This window comes from Vibrio bathopelagicus, assembly GCF_014879975.1.
Lineage (GTDB): Bacteria > Pseudomonadota > Gammaproteobacteria > Enterobacterales > Vibrionaceae > Vibrio > Vibrio bathopelagicus.
Window position 1 is genome coordinate 281,412 of sequence record NZ_CP062500.1, and the last position, 24,410, is coordinate 305,821.

The 24,410-nt window shown below is 44.9% G+C and carries 20 protein-coding genes and 1 pseudogene; 17 read left to right on the forward strand and 4 right to left on the reverse strand.

The annotated features are described in order from the left end of the window. Window positions 1-8: 8 nt before the first annotated feature. The 6 genes from mutL to hflC all read left to right on the forward strand — a co-directional run bounded on the left by mutL (window position 9) and on the right by hflC (window position 7,311). Window positions 9-2,216, forward strand: coding sequence for a DNA mismatch repair endonuclease MutL (gene mutL / locus IHV80_RS01365; protein ID WP_192889828.1), 2,208 nt, complete (start codon window positions 9-11; stop codon window positions 2,214-2,216). Window positions 2,217-2,357: 141 nt separating this feature from the next. Further along, complete coding sequence (gene miaA / locus IHV80_RS01370) at window positions 2,358-3,290, forward strand: tRNA (adenosine(37)-N6)-dimethylallyltransferase MiaA (protein ID WP_102435985.1); 933 nt, start codon at window positions 2,358-2,360, stop codon at window positions 3,288-3,290. A 192-nt stretch (window positions 3,291-3,482) separates the two neighbouring features. Then, window positions 3,483-3,746: an RNA chaperone Hfq gene (gene hfq / locus IHV80_RS01375; RefSeq protein WP_010434097.1), complete on the forward strand. Its 264-nt coding sequence runs from the start codon at window positions 3,483-3,485 to the stop codon at window positions 3,744-3,746. Between the two features lie 44 nt (window positions 3,747-3,790). Continuing rightward, a complete protein-coding gene (gene hflX / locus IHV80_RS01380; RefSeq protein WP_017107433.1) occupies window positions 3,791-5,098 on the forward strand; it encodes a ribosome rescue GTPase HflX in 1,308 nt (435 codons plus the stop codon). Between the two features lie 27 nt (window positions 5,099-5,125). After that, window positions 5,126-6,328, forward strand: coding sequence for an FtsH protease activity modulator HflK (gene hflK, locus IHV80_RS01385; RefSeq protein WP_192889829.1), 1,203 nt, complete (start codon window positions 5,126-5,128; stop codon window positions 6,326-6,328). A 2-nt stretch (window positions 6,329-6,330) separates the two neighbouring features. After that, window positions 6,331-7,311, forward strand: coding sequence for a protease modulator HflC (gene hflC, locus IHV80_RS01390; RefSeq protein ID WP_192889830.1), 981 nt, complete (start codon window positions 6,331-6,333; stop codon window positions 7,309-7,311). A gap of 142 nt (window positions 7,312-7,453) precedes the next feature. On the opposite strand, the gene IHV80_RS01395 is transcribed toward hflC, so the two are convergent. Next, window positions 7,454-7,642, reverse strand: coding sequence for a DUF2065 domain-containing protein (locus tag IHV80_RS01395; RefSeq protein ID WP_065104324.1), 189 nt, complete (start codon window positions 7,640-7,642; stop codon window positions 7,454-7,456). Between the two features lie 172 nt (window positions 7,643-7,814). Here IHV80_RS01395 and IHV80_RS01400 point away from each other — a divergent pair, with 172 nt between their 5' ends. Next, on the forward strand, window positions 7,815-9,131 hold the full coding sequence (locus tag IHV80_RS01400; protein ID WP_017078237.1) for an adenylosuccinate synthase: 1,317 nt from the start codon (window positions 7,815-7,817) through the stop codon (window positions 9,129-9,131). A gap of 315 nt (window positions 9,132-9,446) precedes the next feature. Continuing rightward, a complete protein-coding gene (gene motX / locus IHV80_RS01405; protein WP_192889831.1) occupies window positions 9,447-10,082 on the forward strand; it encodes a flagellar protein MotX in 636 nt (211 codons plus the stop codon). Between the two features lie 154 nt (window positions 10,083-10,236). On the opposite strand, the gene IHV80_RS01410 is transcribed toward motX, so the two are convergent. Then, a complete protein-coding gene (locus tag IHV80_RS01410; protein WP_192889832.1) occupies window positions 10,237-11,646 on the reverse strand; it encodes an amidohydrolase in 1,410 nt (469 codons plus the stop codon). Window positions 11,647-11,894: 248 nt separating this feature from the next. On the opposite strand from IHV80_RS01410, the gene rnr reads away from it, so the two are divergent. The 5 genes from rnr to rplI all read left to right on the forward strand — a co-directional run bounded on the left by rnr (window position 11,895) and on the right by rplI (window position 16,844). Beyond that, complete coding sequence (gene rnr, locus IHV80_RS01415; protein WP_192889833.1) at window positions 11,895-14,396, forward strand: ribonuclease R; 2,502 nt, start codon at window positions 11,895-11,897, stop codon at window positions 14,394-14,396. Between the two features lie 156 nt (window positions 14,397-14,552). After that, a complete protein-coding gene (gene rlmB / locus IHV80_RS01420; RefSeq protein WP_004735856.1) occupies window positions 14,553-15,293 on the forward strand; it encodes a 23S rRNA (guanosine(2251)-2'-O)-methyltransferase RlmB in 741 nt (246 codons plus the stop codon). Window positions 15,294-15,582: 289 nt separating this feature from the next. After that, on the forward strand, window positions 15,583-15,996 hold the full coding sequence (gene rpsF, locus IHV80_RS01425) for a 30S ribosomal protein S6 (RefSeq protein WP_004735855.1): 414 nt from the start codon (window positions 15,583-15,585) through the stop codon (window positions 15,994-15,996). A gap of 132 nt (window positions 15,997-16,128) precedes the next feature. Further along, the gene (rpsR, locus tag IHV80_RS01430) at window positions 16,129-16,356 is read left to right on the forward strand and encodes a 30S ribosomal protein S18 (RefSeq protein ID WP_000090472.1); all 228 of its coding nucleotides are present in this window, start codon (window positions 16,129-16,131) and stop codon (window positions 16,354-16,356) included. Window positions 16,357-16,394: 38 nt separating this feature from the next. Continuing rightward, window positions 16,395-16,844: a 50S ribosomal protein L9 gene (gene rplI / locus IHV80_RS01435; RefSeq protein ID WP_017107439.1), complete on the forward strand. Its 450-nt coding sequence runs from the start codon at window positions 16,395-16,397 to the stop codon at window positions 16,842-16,844. A gap of 179 nt (window positions 16,845-17,023) precedes the next feature. Here the strand turns inward: rplI and IHV80_RS01440 are convergent. Then, window positions 17,024-18,002: pseudogene (locus IHV80_RS01440) on the reverse strand (DUF481 domain-containing protein). A 70-nt stretch (window positions 18,003-18,072) separates the two neighbouring features. On the opposite strand from IHV80_RS01440, the gene IHV80_RS01445 reads away from it, so the two are divergent. Genes IHV80_RS01445 through IHV80_RS01455 form a run of 3 tightly spaced genes read left to right on the forward strand, consistent with a single transcriptional unit; the run spans window position 18,073 to window position 21,783 of the window. Further along, complete coding sequence (locus IHV80_RS01445; protein ID WP_017107440.1) at window positions 18,073-19,464, forward strand: replicative DNA helicase; 1,392 nt, start codon at window positions 18,073-18,075, stop codon at window positions 19,462-19,464. Between the two features lie 4 nt (window positions 19,465-19,468). Next, the gene (gene alr / locus IHV80_RS01450; protein WP_192889835.1) at window positions 19,469-20,554 is read left to right on the forward strand and encodes an alanine racemase; all 1,086 of its coding nucleotides are present in this window, start codon (window positions 19,469-19,471) and stop codon (window positions 20,552-20,554) included. A gap of 23 nt (window positions 20,555-20,577) precedes the next feature. Continuing rightward, window positions 20,578-21,783, forward strand: a complete 1,206-nt coding sequence (locus IHV80_RS01455) for a BamA/TamA family outer membrane protein (RefSeq protein WP_192890705.1) — start codon at window positions 20,578-20,580, stop codon at window positions 21,781-21,783. Window positions 21,784-21,871: 88 nt separating this feature from the next. On the opposite strand, the gene IHV80_RS01460 is transcribed toward IHV80_RS01455, so the two are convergent. After that, window positions 21,872-22,300: a secondary thiamine-phosphate synthase enzyme YjbQ gene (locus tag IHV80_RS01460; protein WP_192889836.1), complete on the reverse strand. Its 429-nt coding sequence runs from the start codon at window positions 22,298-22,300 to the stop codon at window positions 21,872-21,874. A 326-nt stretch (window positions 22,301-22,626) separates the two neighbouring features. Between IHV80_RS01460 and pgi the strand changes: the two genes are divergently transcribed. Beyond that, window positions 22,627-24,279: a glucose-6-phosphate isomerase gene (gene pgi / locus IHV80_RS01465; protein ID WP_192889837.1), complete on the forward strand. Its 1,653-nt coding sequence runs from the start codon at window positions 22,627-22,629 to the stop codon at window positions 24,277-24,279. Window positions 24,280-24,410 lie beyond the last annotated feature (131 nt).

Genomic DNA, 24,410 nt, shown 5'->3' on the forward strand with positions numbered 1-24,410 from the left:
CTATAAATATGACGATCAAAATACTGCCAGCTCGGTTAGCTAACCAAATCGCAGCGGGTGAGGTGGTAGAAAGACCAGCTTCTGTTGTGAAAGAGTTGGTTGAGAACAGTTTGGATTCAGGTGCCACTCGTATCGATATTGATATCGAGAAAGGTGGCGCCAAGATGATCCGAGTTCGTGACAACGGCAAGGGCATCGTTAAAGATGAGCTTGCCTTGGCGCTGAGTCGTCATGCTACCTCGAAGATCCATACTCTAGATGACCTCGAGGCGATCGTCAGCCTTGGTTTTCGTGGTGAAGCGCTCGCGAGTATCAGCTCTGTTGCACGCTTAACCATGACTTCACGCCCTGCGACTCAAGATCAAGCTTGGGCAGCGCACAGTGAAGGTCGTGATATGCAGGTGAAACTGCAGCCTGCCGCGCATCCTATTGGTACTTCGGTTGAGGTGTTGGACCTGTTCTTCAACACACCAGCACGCCGCAAGTTCTTACGCACTGAGAAAACCGAATTCACGCATATTGATGAGCTGCTTAAACGTATCGCATTGAGTCGCTTTGATGTGACGATAAACCTGCGCCATAACGGTAAGATGATTCGTCAGTACCGCGCTGCAAAAACACAAGTTCAAGCAGAAAAACGCATCGCTGCGGTATGTGGAAATCCTTTTGTTCGTCATATGCTGAAGATTGAGTTAGAGCATCAAGGTCTAAAACTGCATGGCTGGATCACCACGCCAGAAGGGGCAAGACAACAAAGCGATCTACAGTACTGCTATGTGAATGGCCGTATGATGCGTGACAAGCTGATCAATCATGCGATTCGTCAAAGCTATGAAACTAGCCTGCGCCCAGACCAATTTGCGACGTATGTGTTGTTTATTGAATTAGACCCGCATCAAGTAGATGTGAATGTTCATCCAGCAAAGCATGAAGTGCGCTTCCATCAAGCCCGCCTTGTACACGACTTTATCTACCAAGCGTTGAGTGATGGCTTAGCACAAAGCAAACAAATTGATGCAGCACCAATTAATCAATCCGCATTTCATCAATCAGAAGCCCCAAATTATCAGCAAGATAGTTCGATGTCTGAAACAGGGGATGTTGCGACTTTCTCTGAACCAGAAAGCACCGCGACGACTAATTCGGATCAAACACAGATCTCTGAGAGGCTGCGACATGCCATTGAGCAGACGCCAGCCTACCCAAGAAAAGCCGAATCTGAGCAGGTTTATGATAACCCTCAGTGCAGCGTTAATGATGCTGGGCAACACTATGGCTCTCCAGAAAACCGAGGTTCATCGTCTAGCAGAGATTCGTCCTCTAAAATAGATCCGTCGGCTCGCGAAACCAGTTTTACAGGTTCTCCTCGTCAAGAGTGGACTGAGTCTCGACCTGCTCCGAGAAAAGAAAAAGAACCCAACCAACATCATGCCGAGCCAGCGCCTTCAAAGCGCGAAGTCAAAGCCTATAAAGAGCTGTTGAAAACGCCAGATTTTGATGTTCAAGTTGTAGCTCCATTATCTTCTCAAGAGCATGTGGCACCAGTACAAACCAGAGATAACATAGACAATATAGAAACTAAACCTGCTCAACAGAGTCCTGTTTATTCAAAGCCAAGAGCGCCTGTGACGGACTTGGGCAAAGCAGTCTCGGTAGTAGAACGCCAATATTTGGTGATGGGAAACAAAAACGGCAGCGTATTGGTGTCTTTAGCCAAAGCGGAATTACTACGTGTGATTGGCCAACTTGATACTCGAGAAGGGGCGTTAAAAAGCCAGCCGCTGTTGGTGCCTTTATCAATCAAATTGGGCGCTGATTTAGTCGGTGTCGCTAAGGCGCTAAGGCCAATGCTGTCCGTGCTTGGTATCGAGCTTAAAGCTAGGAATAACGAAGCGATAATGGTGATGGGAGTTCCTTCTCCTCTGAGGCAGCAAAACTTACAAATTTTGATCCCAGATCTGTTATCGTACGCGGCTTCAATAAACGCTCAGGTCTCGGAAACTCAAGGTCACAGCTTTTCTAACGATACGTTGCCATTACTGGTTAACTGGATCGGGATTCAAACTGCACAAGTAAAAAGCGACTACACTTTATCTGAAGCTGTTCAACTAGTTGGGGAACTTGAACAACTTTGGCATGGTCTACTTCCATTAGATGATCCAGAATTTGTTAATCCTATCGACTTTTCAGCGACCATCGCGGCTTTTATGGCTTAGTCGTTGATCGATTTAAAGACTTAAGTTTATTTACGGTTTAACTTTTTGCGACGACATTGATCTTCGCAACGATACGTATTTTTGCGACAAGAAAGCCCTTTGCTATAAAGCGCTATAACAGAGAAACCAATACAAAATATCATGACTGAAAAATTACCTTTAGCGTTGTTTTTAATGGGCCCAACGGCATCAGGAAAAACAGATTTAGCTATCCGCTTACGTCAGAAGTATCCGGTAGAGATCATCAGTGTCGATTCGGCATTGGTCTACAAAGACATGGATATCGGCACCGCTAAACCGGATGCGGAAGAGCTTGCGCTCGCGCCTCATCGCTTGATTGATATTCTTGATCCAAGCGAAGCGTATTCTGCGGCAGATTTTCGTCGTGATGCGATCAATGAAATGAATGCCATTGTAGCGGAAGGCAAAATCCCGCTACTTGTTGGTGGCACAATGCTTTACTACAAGGCATTGTTGGAAGGTTTATCGCCGCTACCAGCAGCGGATCAAGAGATTCGTAAGCAGATTGAAGCGGAGTCTATTGAACAGGGTTGGCAGGCATTGCACGATCAATTAAGAGAGATAGATCCCGTATCCGCTGAAAGAATACACCCAAATGATCCACAAAGGCTTTCAAGGGCATTGGAAGTTTACCGAATTTCGGGTAAAACATTAACAGAGCTAACTCAAACGAAAGGCGATAGCCTGCCATTTCGTGTAAAACAATTTGCAATAGCTCCCAAGGAAAGGAAAGAACTCCATCGCCGCATTGAGCTGCGTTTCGAAAAGATGATAGAAGCGGGTTTTGAAGATGAAATGAAGGCGTTGTACGCCAGAGAAGATCTTCATCCTGAACTGCCATCGATCCGATGCGTTGGTTATAGGCAGATGTGGGATTATTTAGATGGGAATTGTGATTTAGACGAAGCGGTTTTCCGTGGTGTCTGTGCAACCCGTCAATTGGCCAAGCGACAAATCACCTGGTTACGCAGTTGGGATGATTTAACTTGGTTAGATAGCGAAAACATTGAACACGCGTTAGAAACTCTTTCAGATGCAATAGCATCTGATTAGTATTGCTGTGTATAATGTGATCGCTTTTGCGTGAATATACTCTGGAAAGGATCAGTTATTGAGGCTTTTAAAAATCACAGCCTTTCAATAACAACGGAGTTTTTTTATTCGTTTAGCTCAGATGCAAAGGCCGCACCTTTTTGTGCACCACTAGCTAAATAATTACAACAAAATATAAATAAGGAAAATAAAATGGCTAAGGGGCAATCGCTACAAGACCCATTCCTAAATGCACTCCGTCGTGAGCGCATTCCAGTCTCTATCTATCTTGTTAACGGCATCAAGCTGCAAGGTCAGATCGAGTCTTTCGATCAATTCGTGATCTTATTGAAGAACACAGTAAACCAAATGGTTTACAAGCATGCGATCTCTACTGTGGTTCCTGCTCGTGCAGTTAGTCACCACAGCGGCGAGCAACGTGCGCCATCTGATCGTCCAGAGAAGACTGAAGATTAATCGTTCAAATAATACAGCTTGCGCTGTAATAAGGAGTTGGTTGCTTGTTTGACCGTTATGAATCCGGCGAGCGAGCCGTACTTGTTCATATCAACTTCACGCAAGAGGGAGAATGGGAAGACCTAAGCGAGTGTGAAATGCTGGTCTCCTCAGCGGGGGTAGAAACGCTACAAGTGATTACTGGTAGCCGACAATCCCCACTCCCTAAATACTACGTTGGAGAAGGTAAAGCCCTAGAAATCGCACAAGCTGTTCAGCTGACCGGTGCTGAAATTGTGATTTTTAACCACTCCCTCTCTCCTGCCCAAGAGCGCAACCTCGAGCAATTGTGTAAATGTCGTGTGATTGATCGCACGGGTTTGATCTTAGATATTTTTGCACAACGTGCGCGAACTCATGAAGGTAAGCTACAAGTTGAGCTCGCTCAGCTTCGTCATATCTCTACCCGATTGATTCGTGGTTGGACTCACCTTGAAAGGCAGAAAGGTGGTATTGGTCTTCGTGGTCCAGGTGAAACTCAACTGGAAACCGATCGACGTTTGTTGCGTGACCGTATAAAAGCGATATTACGTCGTTTAGCGAAAGTGGCTAAGCAGCGTGAACAAGGACGACGTGCTCGTAATCGAGCTGAAATCCCAACAATTTCTTTGGTTGGTTATACCAACGCAGGGAAATCAACACTTTTCAATCGAATCACTAGTGCAGGTGTTTATGCGGCAGACCAACTGTTTGCAACCCTAGACCCAACACTACGTAAGATTGAATTGGCAGATGTCGGGCCTGCAATTCTCGCAGATACCGTAGGTTTTATCCGTCATCTACCGCACGATCTGGTCGCTGCGTTCAAGGCTACGTTACAAGAGACGCAGGAAGCTGACATTTTGTTACATGTTGTTGATGCCAGTGATGACCGCTTTCGTGAGAACATTCAGGCTGTTCATGAAGTATTAGAAGAAATCGATGCTCATGAAGTGCCAACCCTTGTAGTCATGAACAAAATTGACTGCATGGAAGACCAAAAACCTCGAATTGAAAGAGACGAAGAGGGCGCACCTCGCGCTGTTTGGGTTTCTGCAATGGAAGGAGAAGGTATTGAACTGCTGTTTGAAGCTTTAACTGAGCGTTTAGCGAGTCAGATGGTTCAATTCCGGTTGTGTATTCCACATCAACATCAGGGCCGTATTCGCAGCTTATTCTTTGAGATGAAATGTATTCAACAGGAAGAGTATGATGAAAATGGTAACTTGTTGATAGATATCCGAATGCAACAAATAGATTGGTCTAAACTTGAAAAAAGAGAAGGGGCGCTCTTAGGTGACTTTATCGTTACCAAAGAGACTGCTACAGTATAACGTCATATCAAATGATGGAGCTTTCTAATGGCGTGGAATGAGCCTGGAAATAACAACAACGGCGATAATAACGGCCGCGATAATGACCCTTGGGGTAAGAACAATAATCGCGGCGGCCGAGATCAAGGACCGCCAGACTTAGACGAAGTGTTTAGTAAACTAAGTCAAAAGTTAGGTGGCAAGTTTGGTAAAAAAGGTGGCAACGGTAACGGGCCATCTATTGGTGGTGGCGGTGCGATTGGCTTTGGTGTCATTGCTGTCATTGCGATTGCTATCTGGTTCTTCGCTGGTTTCTACACCGTTGGCGAAGCAGAAAGAGCAGTAGTACTTCGACTGGGTCAGTTCGACCGTATCGAGGAACCTGGTCTTAACTGGCACCCACGCTTTATCGATGAAATCAAAGATGAGCAACTGGTAAACGTTCAAGCGATTCGTTCTCTACGTGCTGCTGGCACGATGCTAACGAAAGATGAAAACGTTGTGACCGTTGAAATGGGTGTTCAATACCGTGTTTCTGACCCATACAAGTACTTGTATCGTGTAACGAATGCAGACGATAGTTTACGCCAAGCAACCGATTCTGCGCTTCGTGCGGTAATTGGTGACTCACTAATGGATAGTATCCTAACAAGTGGTCGTCAGGAGATTCGTCAAAGCACTCAAGAAACGTTGAACCGTATTATTGATAGCTACGACATGGGTATTCTGATTGTTGACGTGAACTTCCAGTCAGCACGTCCACCTGAGCAAGTGAAAGATGCATTTGATGATGCTATTGCGGCTCGTGAGGATGAAGAGCGTTTTGAACGTGAAGCTGAAGCATACCGAAATGACATTCTTCCTAAAGCAACAGGTCGTGCTGAGCGTTTGAAGAAAGAAGCGGTGGGTTACTCAGAGCGCACAGTGAATGGTGCTCTAGGTCAAGTGGCTCAGTTCGAGAAACTGCTACCTGAATACCAAGCAGCTCCTGAAGTAACACGTAACCGTATGTACCTAGATACAATGGAAAAAGTGTACTCAAGCACATCTAAAGTTCTGATTGATTCAGAATCAAGTGGTAACTTGTTATACCTACCAATTGATAAGCTAGGCGCTCAAGGTGAAGGTCAGTCGGGTAAACGCTCGACAAAAGCTCCTTCAACTTACGATAACATTGAGTTAGAAACCCAAGCGGATCCAAAGCCTAGTTCTCAAACTCGTTCAGACAGTTCACGTCAAGGGAGATACTAATAATGCGTAAATTAATGATCCCTGTATTGGTTGTGACGATTGCCCTTCTATTGATGTCATTATTTGTGATTCAAGAAGGCGAGCGTGGCATGGTAATTCGTTTTGGTCGAGTTCTCGATGACAACGGCGTATCACGAATCTATGAACCAGGCCTGCACTTTAAACTGCCTCTGTTTGATCGCGTAAAAGTACTTGATGCTCGTATTCAAACGATGGATGGTCGTTCTGACCGTTTCGTAACATCAGAGAAAAAAGACGTTCTAATTGATACCTACGCAAAATGGCGTATTGCTGATTTTGGACGTTTTTATCTGAGTACGGGCGGTGGCAATATCATGACGGCAGAAGCACTTCTTGAGCGTAAAGTGACAGATGTTCTTCGTTCTGAAATTGGTTCTCGTGAAATTAAGCAGATCGTGTCAGGCCCTCGTAATAAGGACATCCTGCCAGACTCTGCTGATAGCGAAGTCGTCACAACGGTAGCGGCTGCAGAAGCACTAGAAGTTGATGGCGAACGCGATAAGATCATGGAAAACGTTTTGTCTGGAACGGCAGAAAGTGCGATGGCTGATTTAGGTGTTGAAGTTGTTGATTTCCGAATGAAGAAGATTAACCTTCCTGACGAAATTAGTGAATCTATCTACCGCCGTATGCGTGCAGAACGTGAGTCGGTTGCTCGTAGACACCGTTCACAAGGTCGTGAGAAAGCGGAAGTTATCCGTGCTCAAGCTGAGCTAGAAGTAGCGACTGTTCTTGCTGAAGCTGACCGTACTGCTCGAGTGACTCGTGGTGATGCTGATGCAGAAGCTGCGAAGATCTACTCTGATGCATTTAGCAAAGACCCTGAGTTCTATGGCTTCATGCGTTCACTGCAAGCTTATGAGACATCATTTAGCGATAAGAGCGACATTCTAGTATTGGATCCGAAGACAGACTTCTTCCGATACATGAATCAATCAAGCGGTGTACCAGCAGCAAAATAAGCTGATTCGTTAGTTCATTAATTAGCGAAGTACCTAAAAATCAAAAGGCTCCCATTATGGGAGCCTTTTTGTTTTCTATTCGTTGAAGACTGACCATTGAATCTTCAAGAGAAGTCGAGCAACAGCTCCGTACTTTAGAAACCTAACGGTAGGTCATGAAAGCGATAACGGCACCGGCAACCACAAGACAGCCACCTATACGGCGTAGTTGAGCGTCTGGCTGCTGGCTTAACTGAGCAACCATGTTTCTCCAGCCATTGGGTGCAATCAAGGGACCAAGCCCTTCTACGATAAGAACAAGCCCGATTGCGAGCCAGATAGAATTAGACATGTTGCTGCCTTTAGTCTGTAAAAAGATAATAATATCAGCATCTTTACGGATCTTCGCGATGTCATTGCAAATTTGCTTGGCGTTAGCTTTAACAATTATGAACAAAAAATGACTGCAAGAAATGTGATTCGGTGCTAGAATCCATTTTTAATTAGCAACAGAAATTGGAAAGATGGGAAATAACGTAGTCGTTCTAGGCACCCAATGGGGTGATGAAGGTAAAGGTAAAATCGTTGACCTTTTAACTGAAGATGCAAAATACGTGGTTCGCTACCAAGGCGGTCACAATGCAGGTCACACACTTGTAATTGACGGTGAAAAAACCGTTCTTCACTTAATTCCATCAGGTATCCTACGCAATAACGTTAAATGTGTTATTGGCAACGGTGTAGTATTATCGCCTGACGCACTTCTTAAAGAAATGAAACCTCTTGAAGATCGCGGTATCCCAGTACGTGAGCGTCTTTTCATCTCTGAAGCTTGTCCTCTAATTCTTCCGTACCACATTGCTATCGACAACGCGCGTGAAATCGCTCGTGGCGCTAAAGCTATCGGTACAACAGGTCGTGGTATCGGCCCTGCTTACGAAGATAAAGTTGCTCGTCGCGGTCTACGCGTTGGTGACCTTTTCGATAAAGAAGCATTTGCTGAGAAGCTAAAAGAAGTTATGGAATTCCACAACTTCCAACTAGAGCATTTCTACAAAGCTGAAACAGTAAGCTACGAAGAAGTTCTTGAGCAAGCGATGAGCTACGCAGACATGTTAACTGCGATGGTTATCGACGTAACTGACGAACTAGACGCAGCACGTAAGCGCGGCGACAAGATCATGTTCGAAGGTGCTCAAGGTACGCTACTAGATATCGACCACGGTACTTACCCATACGTAACGTCTTCTAACACGACTGCTGGTGGTGTTGCTGCAGGTTCTGGTTTCGGTCCTCGTCACATCGGTTACATCCTTGGTATTACTAAGGCTTACTGTACTCGTGTTGGTTCAGGTCCATTCCCAACTGAGCTATACGATGGCCTTGAGAAGCAAGACCCAGTTGGTAAGCACCTAGGCGATGTTGGTCACGAGTTTGGCGCAACGACTGGTCGTCTACGTCGTACAGGTTGGTTCGATGCTGTCGCTATGCGTCGTGCAATCCAAATCAACTCTCTATCTGGTATCTGTCTAACTAAACTAGACGTTCTAGATGGCCTAGAAGAACTAAAAATCTGTACTGGTTACAAGATGAAAGATGGTTCTATCCTAGAAGTTTCTCCAATGGCTGCTGAGTCATTCGAAGAAGCGACGCCAATCTACGAAACAATGCCAGGTTGGTCTGAAAACACATTTGGTGCTAAATCTATCGACGCGCTTCCACAAGCTGCTCTAGATTACATCAAGCGTATCGAAGACCTAACTGGTGTTCCAATTGATATCGTATCAACTGGCCCAGATCGTAACGAAACTATCATCAAGGTTCACCCATACGGCGCATAATGCCTACTGAGTGATTACCACAGCACTAACATTGCTTTGATAATTAAAGTGCTCTGATAATGAAATAGTTTTCTAAAAGCCGACTTTGTTAAGTCGGCTTTTTAATACCTGTAATTTAGCCACTCACTCTTTGATGGTGATCTTTTAAGCGTCATCAGGCAAAATATTGCCCATTAGCGGCAAGTTTTGTCTAAAGGCATCAAGGTTGTTGCCGATACAGATATCATGGAAAGTGAAGTTCACCCTATTTTTGGCGTCTACCTCGGTAGCCAATAAGAAATAGATAACTTTAGCGACAGATAATTGAGTGCAGGTATGAAGCTACAAATTGTGGCAGCTTCATTAATAATGGCGCTGAGCTCACCCTTGAGTCATGCAAATTTGGCTGATGTGGGAGAGCCCGTTCCAATATATACAGAAGCTGAACTGATTAAATTAATCGAAAATAATCGACATCTAGAGCGTGTGAAATCGGATAAGTGCCAGCTAGTAGAAGATATCGTTGCTCGTGCAACGCGTATTAGCTTGCCTTCTTATGAGTTTTTATACGGTGATATGCTGGCGTGGGGTGTGTGTGTTCCACAAGATGTAGAGCTTGGTCTTTACTATATGGAAAACGCAGCGCATCAAGGTTTACCCGCAGCACTAGAGCAACTGGGTCGTTATTATTCTAGTGGAACCTTGGTTCAACAAGACAAAGAGCGTGCAATTCCGTACCTACGTGAAGCGGCCTCTATGGGTAATCTAAGTGCAAGCATTCACTTAGCGGAACTCTTGCTGCGTGATTACGGTAGCCCGTTAGATTATGAAGATGCTTACCGCTGGTTATACAACTCGGTGACCGCGGATGATAGGCAACACAAACGTATTACTGTGCTTCGAAGCGGTTTGGAGCGGAGAATGCCAGACAATATTATTGCTCGAGCAAAACGCCGAGATGTGTTCTGGTAACTACGAATATAAATTAAGGTTGATGGCAAACGACTGCACTCGTTAATCATTTGTCTTGATATAGAAAGATATCGATATAAAAAGACCGCATAGGTAAATACCTATGCGGTCTTTTTTGATCTGAACGGAAAACCGTTTATCTCATTCGATGACGTTATTGAACAACTTCACCAGATTCAATCACCGTCTTACGGACGATTTTGGTAAAATCGAGCGCTTCTTGACGAATCTTGTCTTCATCGACGGTTAGCATGTCGCGATCTTGCATGATGATCTTACCATCAACGATGGTGTGGCGAACATTGCCAGAGTTAGCAGAGTAAACTAAAGCTGAGTATGGGTTGTATACCGGAACCATGTTCGGCGCTTTTGTGTCGATCACTATGATGTCGGCAAGCTTGCCTGCTTCAATAGATCCGATCTTATCTTCCATATGTAGCGCTCTTGCTGCACCCATTGTCGCCATGTCGATCACTTTGATCGGAGGCATTGCTGCACGATCTTTGTTTACTAGCTTGTGAACTTTAGCCACTTGGTTGAACTCATCAATGGTGCTTAATGTGTTACCAGACATCGGCCCATCGGTACCTAAACCGATACGTACATTCTCGTCGTACATCTTAAGGGCAGGGGATACGCCTTTCGCTGATTTGATATTGGCACTCATGTTATGAGCTACGCCCATGTCTGATTTCTTCACGAGTTCGATATCATGGTCATCCACTAGGATCATGTGCGCGCCAACAAGGTTTTTGTTTAATGCGCCAATGCTGTCCATGTATTGAACCGGTGATAGCCCATCTGAACGCTCTGCGATTTTTTCTTCTTCACGGTGTGATTCTGCAAGGTGAATCATCACTGGCACATCTAACTCTAAAGACAGTTTAGAAATTTTCTGCAGGATCTCCGTCGTATTTGTGTAAGGTGCGTGTGGAGCAAAGGCAGGTGTGATACGCGGGTGGTCTTTGTATTCTTCAATGAAGTTCAAGGCGTATTTGATGCCTTCTTCTGCATTGGCTGCATCGGCGACTGGGAACTTAATAACGGTTTCACCAAGAATGGCACGCATACCGATCTCATCGACGGTTTTCGCTACTTCATCTTCAAAGTAGTACATGTCGGCGTAAGTCGTGACACCGCCCTTTACCATTTCGACATTACCTAGGTTAGCACCAATACGTACCATGTCGCGTGAGACCAGTTTCTTCTCTAATGGGAAAATGTAGCGGTGAAGACGGTCGGGCACATCATCAGCTAGTGAGCGGAAAACTGTCATTGATACGTGCGTATGAGTATTGATGAGACCCGGCATCACGATATCACCATCAACATCTAATACTTGTTTAGCTTTATACTGCTTCTCTAGTGAAGCATCACCAACAGCGATGATTTTATTGTCTTTTACAACAACTGTACCGCTTTCATAAACCGTTTTATCTTGGTTCATGGTAAGAACCATAGCGTCGGTAATCATCAGGTCAGCTTTTTCCATCGCTGAACTCGCGAGTGGGAATAGAGCTAGGCTTGCCATTGCTGAAGCCAGTAGGGTGCGTTTTAGTTTCATATCAATACTCAGAACAGGTGTTGGTAAAGTTCGTGGATAATAGTGTATTTCATTCATGGCGCAAACGTTTGTTTTATCGTTTGCTTAAAATTCTGATGGTAGTCTGTAGCTATGAAGCGATGTTTCATAAAATGAAGAAATGTATCAATCTGAGGTTATTTTGGGCTTTTCCAAAGCATATCTGTAGGTTACCCCTAGCATCAGATATACTAGGGGTATATATATTCCTTGCTTAAGCAGGCCCGCCTATGTCAAAAAACACACCGATGCCAGAAAATACGACCGCTACAACCAATGTTGATCCTTTCGCAGACCGAGAGTCTAAAAATTACGAAAACCCAGTTCCAAGCAGAGAGTTCATTATTTCGTTTCTAACAGAAGCGAATATTCCAATGAACCGTAACGATTTATTCGAAGCTTTGGGTCTTGCTGGAGAGGAACAGTATGAAGGGCTGCGTCGTCGTTTACGTGCAATGGAACGTGATGGACAGCTTATCTTTACTCGTCGTCAGTGCTACGCATTGCCAGAGAAGATGGAGCTGATTAAAGGCTATGTGATTGGTCATAAAGACGGTCATGGTTGGGTTCGCCCAGACGGAAGTGTTGGTAAAGACAATGATATCTTGCTGCCCCATCATCAGATGAAAACCATCATGCACGGTGATTACGTCTTGGCTCAACCTACAGACAATAGTAAGCGTGGTCGTCGTGAAGGGCGTTTGGTTCGTGTTCTTGAAGAGCGTAAAACACCACTAGTAGGTCGCTTCTTCTTAGAGTACGGCCATTCTTATGTGGTTGCTGATGATTCACGTATTAGTCACGACATCCAAATCCCAACTGAGCATAAAGGCGGTGCTCGAATGGGTAATGTGGTTGTGATTGAAATTACGGATCGTGGTGGTCGTTCTCGTAACATGATGGGTAAAGTGACCGAAGTTCTTGGTGAGAACATGGCTCCGGGTATGGAAACGCAGATCGCGATCCGTACTCACCAGATCCCACAAGAGTGGCCTGAAGCGGTAGATAAGCAAATCGAAAACCTAGGCGAACATGTTCCTGAAGAAGCAAAAGAAGGACGTGTTGATCTACGCAAACTACCATTGGTTACCATTGATGGCGAAGATGCGCGTGATTTCGATGATGCGGTTTACTGTGAAGCGAAGAAAGGCGGCGGCTGGCGTCTATGGGTAGCGATTGCTGACGTAAGTTACTACGTTCGCCCAGATACAGCGCTAGACAAAGAAGCGATTAACCGTGGTAATTCGGTATACTTCCCGTCACAAGTTGTACCAATGCTACCAGAAGTACTTTCAAATGGTTTGTGTTCATTGAACCCTCAAGTCGACCGTTTATGTATGGTGTGTGAGATGACTATCTCAGACAAAGGGAAACTGTCGGGCTACAAGCACTACGAAGCGGTAATGAATTCTCATGCTCGTCTTACTTATAACAAAGTGGGCGCGATCTTAGATGGCAATGAAGAATTGCGTGAGCGTTACGAGCCTGAAGTACCACATCTTGAAGAGCTTCATAAGATGTACAAGGTGCTTAAGAAAACGCGTGACGAACGTGGTGCGATTGAATTTGAAACGGTAGAAACCAAGTTTATCTTCAATGCGGATCGTAAGATTGACCGTATTGAGCCTGTAATCCGCAACGATGCACACAAGATCATCGAAGAATGTATGATTCTTGCAAATATCGCATCGGCGTCTTACGTAGAAAAAGCCAAAGAGCCTGCTCTATACCGTGTTCATGATACTCCGGGTGAAGAGCGCTTAATGGGCTTCAAGAGCTTCTTAAGTGAATTAGGTTTAACACTGGAAGGTGGTTTGTCGCCATCTCCGGTAGACTATGCACAACTGATGCAGCAGATTAATGAACGTGAAGATCGTGAGTTAATCCAAACTATGCTGCTGCGCTCTATGAAGCAAGCGGTATACAACGCGGATAATGCGGGTCACTTTGGTTTAGCTCTTAAACGCTATGCTCACTTTACCTCGCCAATTCGTCGTTACCCAGATTTGTTATTGCACCGTGCGATTAAGTACCTTATTGCGAAAGAAGAAGGTCGTAACAGCGAACGTTGGACGCCAACCGGTGGTTACCACTACACTTTCGATGATATGGATTTCTACGGCGAGCAGTGTTCAATGACTGAGCGTCGTGCTGATGATGCTACACGTGAAGTGAACGACTGGCTGAAATGTGAATACATGCAAGACCATGTCGGTGAAGTGATGGATGGCGTGATTGCCAACGTGACTGGCTTCGGTTTCTTTGTGCGTCTAACTGAACTGCACATCGATGGTCTGGTACATATTTCCGCGCTAGCGAATGACTACTATCAATTTGATGCTGTTGGTCAGCGTTTGGTTGGTGAAAGCTCAGGTAATATCTACCGCTTGGGTGATTCGGTTAAAGTGAAGGTTTCGGCGGTTAACTTAGAAACTCGTCAAATCGACTTTGATTTAGAAGACACCGATCGTCAGCCGCGTGGTAAAGGTAAAACAGCCAAGAAGCGTGCAGCTGAAGCGATGAAAAAGGCGAAAAGCAAGAAGCGTTCAGCGGTGAAGAGCAATAAGCCGGGTGTACCTGCAACGCCTTTAGTTGAACCAACTAAACGACCTGATGGAAGTAGCGAAAGCTCAGCTAAGAAGAAAAAGCCAGCGAATAAAACCGGTGCTGCTAAAGCTCGTGCTAAGAAAAAGCGCGCAGCAAGCCGTAAGCCAAAGGCTGATAAGTCTTAAGTTGTCGTTTTACCATGACAGCAAGGCTTTACGTCTAACGAATTTAAATGCGAGAGTATCAGGCGGAAGATGCATGCTCTCGGAATAAACAACACAGAGATGGGTGCATCGGGTTTGATGCCATTCATCTCTGAGCAATAAGAGTAACCAGAGACAATGAGTAACGAATTTATTTACGGTATTCACGCGGTGAAAGCCGTACTAGAAAAAGATCCAGCGCGCTTTATTGAAGCGTACGTGCTTAAAGGTCGTCAAGATGATCGCCTTCTTCCATTACTGAATCAACTGCAGCAATTTGGCGTGTCGATTCAGCAAATGGGCCGTAAGCCGCTTGATGAAAAAGCACAGGGTGCAAATCACCAAGGTCTTATTGCTAAGGTGAAGCCTGCTAAGCAGCTTAATGAAACACACCTAGATGATATCCTTGCGCAGCACGAACAACCTCTGCTGTTGGTTCTAGACGGCGTAACAGATCCTCACAACCTAGGTGCTTGCTTACGTAATGCAGATGCCGCAGGTGTAGCCGCTGTTATCGTACCTAAAGACCGCTCTTCGCCGCTAACAGCGACCGTGAGTAAGGTTGCTTGTGGCGCAGCAGAAACGGTTCCGCTAGTACGAGTGACTAACCTGGCTCGTACAATGCGTGCACTGCAAGAGCAAGGCGTATGGTTTGTGGGTACGGCAGGTGAAGCAACGCATGATATCTATCAAGCGAAGCTAACGGGTCCTCTTGCGGTAGTTATGGGGGCAGAAGGTGACGGTATGCGTCGTCTAACTCGTGAAACCTGTGATGACCTGATTAAGATTCCAATGTCAGGTAGCGTGTCGAGCCTGAACGTTTCAGTGGCTTCTGGTATTTGTTTATTTGAAGCTGTACGTCAGCGTCTAGCTCAGTAACGTTCGACTTAACAAAGCCTAAACGACTTAAGTCTATGAATTTATTAACGCTCACCACTTGCTGGTGGGCGTTTCTTTTTAGGCAGTTATGACGGAGCCTATTGGTTTATCAGATGGCTAGATGGCGAAAGAAAAACTGTTTCATTATTCGCCAAATACCACTTGCTAATACCGGGTTCTTTCTATAATATTTGCCGTCCTTAAAACTCGGTCATTTTTCTTTAGTTCCTTGCTTCCCTTGGACGACCGAGCCTTTCGTGGAAGCTAATAATCCGTAAGGAGCAACCAAATGCGTCATTATGAAATCGTATTCATGGTTCACCCTGATCAAAGCGAGCAAGTTGCTGGCATGATCGAGCGTTACACTGGTTCAATCACTGAAGCTGGTGGTACTATCCACCGTCTAGAAGACTGGGGCCGCCGTCAAATGGCTTACCCAATCAACAAACTTCACAAAGCTCACTACGTTCTTATGAACGTTGAAGCTGGCCAAGAAGTGATGGACGAGCTAGAAACTGCTTTCCGTTTTAACGATGCAGTTCTACGTAACATGATCATGCGCACTAAAGGCGCTGTGACTGAGCAATCTATCATGCTTAAGCAAAAAGAAGAGCGTGCAGAGCGTGCTCCTCGTCGTGATGACCGTGAAGAACGTGCACCACGTCGTGAAGAAGAAGCTAAGCCAGAAGCTGCTGCTGAGTAATTCTTTTTTGGCCTTTTAGGTCATTAAATTTTATTCAACTCGTTTAGGTATTTCCACTACAAGCATTTGCTTACGCTTATTTATAAGCCTGTGTGAATACCGCATTATTAAATTTAGATCAGGAGATAGCCCATGGCTCGTTTCTTCCGTCGTCGTAAATTCTGCCGTTTTACTGCAGAAGGCGTACAAGAGATTGACTACAAAGACGTAGCAACTCTAAAAAACTACATCACTGAAGCTGGTAAAATTGTACCTAGCCGTATCACTGGTACAAGTGCTAAATACCAACGTCAGCTAGCTCGCGCTATCAAGCGTTCTCGTTACCTAGCTCTACTACCGTACACTGACAAGCATCAGTAATCGGTAATAGTTAATAATAGTTTAAGAGGACTAAGATAATGCAAGTTATTCTACTTGATAAAATCGGTAACCTAGGTGGCCTTGGCGACCAAGTAAACGTTAAATCTGGTTACGCTCGTAACTTCCTTATCCCACAGGGTAAAGTAGTTATGGCAACTAAAGAAAACGTTGCTATGTTCGAAACTCGTCGTGCTGAACTAGAAGCTAAAGTTGCTGAGCAACTAGCTGCTTGTGAAGCTCGTGCAGAGACAGTTAACACTCTAGAAGGCGTTACAATCGCTTCTAAAGCTGGTGACGAAGGCAAACTATTCGGTTCTATCGGTACTCGTGACATCGCTGACGCTATTACAGCGGCAGGTGTTGCAGTAGCTAAGAGCGAAGTACGCCTACCTGAAGGCGCTCTACGTAACATCGGTGAATTCGAAGTAAGCATCCAACTTCACTCTGAAGTTTTTGCTACTGCGAAAATCACGATCGTTGCTGAGTAATTTCAGTACCAAGACGAATTCTTTCTTTTGAAAGTTTTAAACACCAGCTTCGGCTGGTGTTTTTTTATGTCTGGAATATAGGAAACATAGGATGAGTTACAGTGGGTAAAAAGCCTACAGCGATCTATAAGCTATTTATCCTGCACAGGCCGTTCTCAAGGTTAGAAGTGGCGTTAAGATTAGAATTGGAAGAGCAGGTTAATAGACAGAACAGAGTCTTCTTTGCTTAATCCATCTGGTACCTTATCGTGGTACTGGCGAGAGTGAGCGATCTTCAGTGCGATATTATCAGTAATATCGTTGATGGCTTCTAATTCAGTATCAAATTTTAGGTTGCTGTGGCCAGACACTAATGTCACATCCGCCTTGAGTTGCAAATTCTTCAGCACTTGCCATGATGTGTTGACATTGCCACGGAATATGGCTTCTTCAACAATCTCAGGAAAGATGATTTCGTCATCATCTATCTCATCAATATTCGGTTCTTGGTAACGAAAACCAGGGCCCACTTCTACTTCCAAAACAAACTCTTCGGTATTAGAGAACTGATAACCCAAACCACTAGAAACGGTATAGTCCTTAAAATAAGCGCTATAACGTGAGTCGACACCTTTGAAGCTGCCGTAGAGGTAGGTTTTTGGGCTTAACTTATAGTCACTCTGAGCTGAGTAAGTCGATTGCCTTTTGTCTTCTTCACCATCTTTGTAGAGGTTGTAGTATTTCCATTCGCCACTGGTTCTATGACGGCCAGCCGTATACTCACCATTTAGGCGAGCATTTAGCGATCGAGAATCAGAATTACCAGTATGCGACTGATATCCAAATTCGACTTCAGTCTTTAGCGGGTTAGGCAGCTCTGTATCTGTCGGTGCGATATCCATATCTTTTTCAGGTGTTGGTGCAACGACAATCGGCTCAGCAGCAGGTTCTGGTACTACTATCGAGTCGAGGATTGCATCAACAGAGGCTTTAGCATCATCAGCTAAGGCCAGCGGAGTGCTCAGGAGACCAATACTCAGAATAGCAGTGCTCAGAGCCAATGATTTGGACACGCATACCTCTAGTTATACAGTGAATGAATGGAGGGATCGTAATGCTACCCTTGGTTAATTCCGTCAGCAATAGGTAAATTCTTACTGAAGAATAAAACAATCCCAGAGGATTGCATTACAAATGAATGTTCTTGGGTATAATGAACGATCATTATTAGTTATTGAGTGTAGTCATAGTGGATACCAGAAGTCAGAAATCAGCCAACGATCAGGTGGACGCCATCAAAGTCCCACCACATTCATTAGAAGCTGAGCAATCTGTTATCGGCGGTTTGTTGCTGGACAACGAACGCTGGGATACGGTTTCAGAAAAAGTCGTGAGTAAGGACTTTTATAGTCGCCCTCACCGTCTGATCTTCGAAGCAGTAAAAGATATCCTTGAAGAAAGTTCTCCTCTGGATCTTATTACACTCTCTGAACATTTAGAGTTGCGTGAGCAGCTCGAAGAAGTTGGCGGTTTTGCATACCTTGCCGACCTTGCTAAAAATACCCCAAGTGCGGCGAACATTAACGCTTACGCAGATATCGTGGCGCAACGTGCATTGGTTCGTAGCCTAATTGGTGTAGCGAATGAGATTGCCGATTCTGGTTATGACCCTCAAGGTCGTACATCGGAAGAGCTGGTTGATCTGGCTGAGAGTAAAGTATTTGCGATTGCGGAAGGCCGAGCGAGTGAAAACGAAGGTCCACAAAACGTTGATAGCATTCTAGAGAAGACTCTGGAACGTATCGAGATCCTATATAAAACGCCACAAGATGGTGTGACAGGTGTCGATACTGGCTTCAACGACCTCAATAAGAAAACAGCAGGCCTACAGGGTTCTGACTTAATCATTGTTGCTGCGCGTCCATCGATGGGTAAAACCACGTTTGCAATGAACCTGTGTGAAAACGCAGCCATGAAACAAGACAAGCCAGTGTTAATCTTCTCTCTTGAGATGCCAGCCGAACAGCTGATGATGCGTATGCTTGCGTCACTTTCTCGTGTAGACCAAACCAAGATTCGTACTGGTCAACTAGATGACGAAGATTGGGCTCGTATTTCTTCGAGTATGGGTATTCTTATGGATAAGAAGAATATGTATATTGATGATAGCTCGGGCTTAACACCAACAGAGGTACGTTCGCGTGCTCGACGTATCGCTCGCGAGCATGATGGCATCTCTATGATCATGATAGATTACCTTCAGTTGATGCGTGTACCTTCACTATCTGAAAACCGTACCTTAGAGATTGCTGAAATTTCGCGTTCCCTAAAAGCCCTTGCGAAAGAGTTGAACGTGCCGGTTGTTGCACTTTCTCAGCTTAACCGTTCCCTAGAGCAACGTGCTGATAAGCGCCCGGTAAACTCGGATTTGCGTGAATCTGGTTCTATCGAGCAAGATGCCGATTTGATCATGTTTATCTATCGTGATGAGGTTTATAACCCAGACAGTTCACTGAAAGGAATCGCAGAGATCATCCTTGGTAAGCAACGTAACGGTCCTATCGGTTCGGTTCGTTTGACATTCCAAGGTCAACACTCCCGATTTGATAACTATGCAGGTCCTGCATTTGATGATGAGTAAGTTAATGACTTATATGAAAGCAGCGACCGCGAGCATTGACCTCGGTGCATTGGAACACAATCTTCAACTGATTAAGTCTAAAGCACCTAACTGTAAAGTTATGTCGGTTGTGAAGGCGAATGGTTACGGCCATGGTCTATTACACATCGCTAAGCACTCTAAGAACTCAGATGCCTTCGGTGTCGCTCGTATTGAAGAGGCCTTACAACTTCGTGCTGGTGGCATTGTTAAACCTATTTTGTTGCTGGAAGGTTTTTACTCTTCGGGTGATTTACCTATCTTAGTGACTAATAACATCCAAACGGTCGTGCACTGTGAAGAGCAACTAAGTGCGCTAGAGAATGCGGAATTAGAAACACCGGTCGTGGTATGGCTAAAGGTAGACAGCGGTATGCATCGTTTAGGTGCCCGTCCTGAGCAGTACCAAAACTTTGTTGAGCGTTTGCATCAATGTGCGAATGTAGCTAAACCTCTTCGTTACATGAGCCACTTCGGTTGCGCTGATGAATTGGATAGAACAACTACCGTTGAACAGACTGAGCTTTTCTTATCTCTCACCGATGGTTGTGAAGGTGAGCGTTCACTTGCTGCCTCTGCTGGTTTATTAGCTTGGCCTGACAGCCACCTTGATTGGGTTCGTCCTGGTATCATCTCTTACGGCGTTTCGCCTTTTGCTGATAAATCAGCACAAGAGCTAGGCTTTAAGCCGGTGATGACCCTAACGTCACACCTGATTGCTGTTCGTGATGTTAAAGCCGGTGAAAGCGTTGGTTATGGCGGGAACTGGACCAGTGAGCGTGATACCAAGGTTGGTGTTATCGCGATAGGATATGGTGATGGCTATCCACGCACAGCACCTAACGGAACACCTGTGTTTGTAAACGGTAGAAAAGCACCGATTGCAGGCCGTGTCTCGATGGACATGTTAACGGTCGATCTCGGCCCTGATGCTGTAGATAAAGTCGGTGATGAAGCTACGTTATGGGGTAAAGACTTACCTTCGGAAGAAGTGGCTGAACATATCGGCACGATCGCTTACGAGCTCGTTACTAAGCTGACTTCGCGTGTGGCGATGGAGTATGTGAAGTAGCTATGGATTCAGTACAGTAAATGATGTTCAAGCGAATGACTCGACACCTAGTGATGTCAGCAATGGCGCTACTCGGTGTCAGCTTTTCTTCTTCAGCCCTTAGCGAAGAAAAAGACTCGGCCTTTGTCCCTTTCTACTTCAGCACCGAAACCATGGGTAATACTTTTGGGGTTGCTGGTGTCGCAAAGGGTGTTTGGCAGCCTCAAGCTGCTCTGTTTGGTATGGCGCTTTACTCAGATAAAGACAGCTATGTCGGTTTTCTATCAGCTTTTAATTTCGCCCTATCTGAGAACGTGTTGTTCAGTACTCAGATGTACCAAGCTCGTTTCAATGAAAATCCGTATTACATTGGCTCTCAAGGGGATAATGATTCATCGATTGATGATAAAACCATTGCCGATGGCTTAGAAGAAAACTACCAGTTTGAGTTTAAGTATTTGTTGCCTTGGGGCAATGTTGCCGAGCATGGTTTGTTAGGTGCGTTTCAACCCATCAAAGATGTGAACTTCGCTTCGCCAGTTGAGTCGGGTGTCAGCTCGATTATCTTTACGCCTTTTTATACTTCCCGTGAGTTGGAAGGTTTAAATAATACTGAAGAGGCGACGGGCTTTAGTTTAGCGTTTGATTGGGACAACCGTGATAGCACGCGTAACCCAACCAAAGGTTCTCATACCAATCTTGAGTTTACGACAGGTGCAGAAAGCTGGTCTAACGATGACCTGTGGTTAAAGTGGACGTTCCAAAACAGTCAGTACTTCGCATTAGGCCCTTTAGGCTATCTGTTTGACCAACAAGTCGTGGCTCTCGATTTCTATACCGCTGATACACCAACCTGGGATAACTGTTCTGTGCAGGATTGCGCGCGTCCACCTGAGACAGAACAGGCCAGACTTGGTGGATTGTATCGATTGAGAGGCTATACCAGTGGGCGTTACCACGGACGTTCTGCAGTTCATTATTCCGCGGAATACAGAGTCATCCCTGATTGGCAACCGTTAGGTGATATACCATTGATTAACTACTACGACTTGCCTTGGTGGCAATGGGTAGCGTTTGCTGAAGTAGGGCGCGTTGCTGATGAGTACGATATTAAAACGCTACATACGGACATGAAATGGAGTCTTGGTGGCGCGGTTCGCTTCCAAGTAGAAGGGATTGTTGTTCGTGCTGAATTAGCACGAGGCGGCGATGAAGGGACCTTTAGGGTCATGATAAACCAGCCCTTCTAAACTTTTCTGCCTACAGTAGGCCAAATGCTATTTTTATAAGAGTGGTCGTGGAAACACACCACTCTTTTTTATTAAGAAGATCTAGCTTTCAAGCAGTCTGCTCTCCCTGAATCGTAGCAATCACAGTTCGGCTTCCACCACAATCTCGGTGCTCACCTAAGTAAATGCCCTGCCATGTTCCTAAAGCTAAACGACCATCAGTGATGGGTATCGTCACACTGGTGCCAAGTGTTGATGCTTTAATGTGAGCTGACATATCATCATCGCCTTCATAGGTGTGTCTGTAGTAAGGGGCACGCTCGGGAATAAACTTATTGAAGTGCGATTCCATATCTGTACGGACGGTCGGGTCTGCGTTCTCATTTAACGTGAGACTGGCAGAGGTATGTTGAATAAAGAGATGTAATAAACCAACAGATAGAGAGTTGATATCGTGTATCTGTTGTTCAATTTCATCAGTAATGAGATGGAATCCACGCTTTCGTGCATTTAGGTGTATAGTCTTCTGAATCCACATACGCCATCCTTTATAATGTATTTGGAAAAAAAGTGGTTTAACGCTATCTTTTGAACTTGAATTTATCAGGCATCGCTCACATTTAATTATGTTAGAGCTAGAGTCTGTACCGATTCTTCTATCAGGAAATCTAATCCTGATTTATCTCAAGGTACGGCTCTTCATATACGGCATAATACGTCGTGAAAAAAAATTACAAAGAATCTTTCAGTGGTGACGCGGTTTGGTCATCATAGAAAAATATAAACTTTCGTCTAATCGGGGGTTCTATTCATCACTTAAGTGACGTTTAGAATAAAACCTACAGTAACATCGGGATAGATACCATGTTGAAAAATATCAACCCAACGCAAACACAAGCGTGGAAAGCTCTAACAGCACATTTTGAGTCTGCTCAAGATATGGATATGAAAGAGCTGTTTGCTCAAGATACAAAGCGTTTCGAGAGCTTTTCTACTCGTTTCGGTTCTGACATCTTAGTGGATTACTCTAAGAACCTTATCGATGCTGAAACTATGCAGCACCTATTTGCTCTTGCGAACGAGACTGAAGTTAAGTCTGCAATTGAAGCTATGTTTGGTGGTGATGCAATCAACAAAACTGAAGGTCGTTCAGTTCTTCACACGGCTCTACGTAACCGTAGCGACAACCCAGTAATGGTTGATGGCAAAGACGTAATGCCTGCTGTTAACGCTGTACTAGCAAAAATGGAACTGTTCACGCACCGCATCGTTTCTGGTGAGTGGAAAGGTTACACAGGTAAAGAGATTACTGATGTAGTTAACATCGGTATCGGCGGTTCGGATCTTGGTCCATACATGGTGACTGAAGCACTAACGCCATACAAAACTCGCCTGAACATGCACTTCGTTTCTAACGTAGATGGCACTCACATTGTTGAGACACTTAAGCCGTTGAACCCAGAAACTACGCTGTTCCTAGTAGCATCTAAAACATTCACCACTCAAGAAACAATGACGAATGCACACTCTGCACGTGATTGGTTCTTGGCTGAAGCGGGTGATTCTGCACACGTTGCTAAACACTTCGCAGCACTATCAACAAACGCAGCTTCAGTAGCTGAGTTTGGTATTGATACTGACAACATGTTTGAATTCTGGGATTGGGTTGGTGGTCGTTACTCACTATGGTCTGCGATCGGCCTTTCTATCTCACTGTCTGTTGGCTTCGATAACTTCGTAGAGCTATTAGATGGCGCTCACGAGATGGATAACCACTTTGCTTCAACTGAGTTTGAAAGCAACATCCCAGTTATCCTTGCGCTTATCGGCATTTGGTACAATAACTTCCACGGCGCTGAATCAGAAGCTATCCTGCCTTACGATCAATACATGCACCGTTTTGCTGCTTACTTCCAGCAAGGTAACATGGAATCGAACGGTAAGTTTGTAGACCGCGAAGGCAACCCGGTAGAGTACCAAACAGGTCCTATCATCTGGGGTGAACCTGGTACAAACGGCCAGCACGCTTTCTACCAACTGATTCACCAAGGCACTAAGCTGATCCCATCAGACTTCATCGCGCCTGCAATCAGCCACAACCCAGCGTCTGATCACCACCAGAAGCTGATGTCTAACTTCTTTGCTCAAACTGAAGCGCTAGCATTTGGTAAGACAAAAGAGACAGTAGAAGCTGAATTTCTAGCGGCGGGTAAAACAGCAGAAGAAGCAGCGGAGCTTGCTCCTTTCAAAGTATTTGAAGGCAACCGTCCAACGAACTCAATTCTTGTTAAGCAAATGACTCCTCGCTCTTTAGGTAACCTAATCGCGATGTACGAGCACAAGATTTTTGTTCAAGGCGTTATCTGGAACATTTTCAGCTTCGACCAATGGGGCGTAGAACTTGGTAAGCAACTAGCAAACCAAATTCTTCCTGAGCTTGCAGATGATGCTCAAGTAACATCTCACGACAGCTCAACTAACGGTCTAATCAACGCATTTAAAGCGCTGAAAGCTTAAGACTGTTTAAGTAACACCAAGTAATAAATGTAAAACGCCAACCTTTCGGTTGGCGTTTTTTATGTCCGTTGATCTTGCGGCAATAAAAAAGGCTGACGCATGCACGTCAGCCTTTTTTATTTTTATTTACT

What these genes read in the sequence shown, in the direction of transcription:
- mutL (WP_192889828.1), top strand. Translation starts at nt 9, where the DNA reads ATGACGATCAAAATACTGCCAGCTCGGTTAGCTAACCAAATCGCAGCG.
- miaA (WP_102435985.1), top strand. Translation starts at nt 2,358, where the DNA reads ATGACTGAAAAATTACCTTTAGCGTTGTTTTTAATGGGCCCAACGGCA.
- hfq (WP_010434097.1), top strand. Translation starts at nt 3,483, where the DNA reads ATGGCTAAGGGGCAATCGCTACAAGACCCATTCCTAAATGCACTCCGT.
- hflK (WP_192889829.1), top strand. Translation starts at nt 5,126, where the DNA reads ATGGCGTGGAATGAGCCTGGAAATAACAACAACGGCGATAATAACGGC.
- hflC (WP_192889830.1), top strand. Translation starts at nt 6,331, where the DNA reads ATGCGTAAATTAATGATCCCTGTATTGGTTGTGACGATTGCCCTTCTA.
- IHV80_RS01395 (WP_065104324.1), bottom strand. Translation starts at nt 7,642, where the DNA reads ATGTCTAATTCTATCTGGCTCGCAATCGGGCTTGTTCTTATCGTAGAA.
- IHV80_RS01400 (WP_017078237.1), top strand. Translation starts at nt 7,815, where the DNA reads ATGGGAAATAACGTAGTCGTTCTAGGCACCCAATGGGGTGATGAAGGT.
- motX (WP_192889831.1), top strand. Translation starts at nt 9,447, where the DNA reads ATGAAGCTACAAATTGTGGCAGCTTCATTAATAATGGCGCTGAGCTCA.
- IHV80_RS01410 (WP_192889832.1), bottom strand. Translation starts at nt 11,646, where the DNA reads ATGAAACTAAAACGCACCCTACTGGCTTCAGCAATGGCAAGCCTAGCT.
- rnr (WP_192889833.1), top strand. Translation starts at nt 11,895, where the DNA reads ATGTCAAAAAACACACCGATGCCAGAAAATACGACCGCTACAACCAAT.
- rlmB (WP_004735856.1), top strand. Translation starts at nt 14,553, where the DNA reads ATGAGTAACGAATTTATTTACGGTATTCACGCGGTGAAAGCCGTACTA.
- rpsF (WP_004735855.1), top strand. Translation starts at nt 15,583, where the DNA reads ATGCGTCATTATGAAATCGTATTCATGGTTCACCCTGATCAAAGCGAG.
- rpsR (WP_000090472.1), top strand. Translation starts at nt 16,129, where the DNA reads ATGGCTCGTTTCTTCCGTCGTCGTAAATTCTGCCGTTTTACTGCAGAA.
- rplI (WP_017107439.1), top strand. Translation starts at nt 16,395, where the DNA reads ATGCAAGTTATTCTACTTGATAAAATCGGTAACCTAGGTGGCCTTGGC.
- alr (WP_192889835.1), top strand. Translation starts at nt 19,469, where the DNA reads ATGACTTATATGAAAGCAGCGACCGCGAGCATTGACCTCGGTGCATTG.
- IHV80_RS01455 (WP_192890705.1), top strand. Translation starts at nt 20,578, where the DNA reads ATGTTCAAGCGAATGACTCGACACCTAGTGATGTCAGCAATGGCGCTA.
- IHV80_RS01460 (WP_192889836.1), bottom strand. Translation starts at nt 22,300, where the DNA reads ATGTGGATTCAGAAGACTATACACCTAAATGCACGAAAGCGTGGATTC.
- pgi (WP_192889837.1), top strand. Translation starts at nt 22,627, where the DNA reads ATGTTGAAAAATATCAACCCAACGCAAACACAAGCGTGGAAAGCTCTA.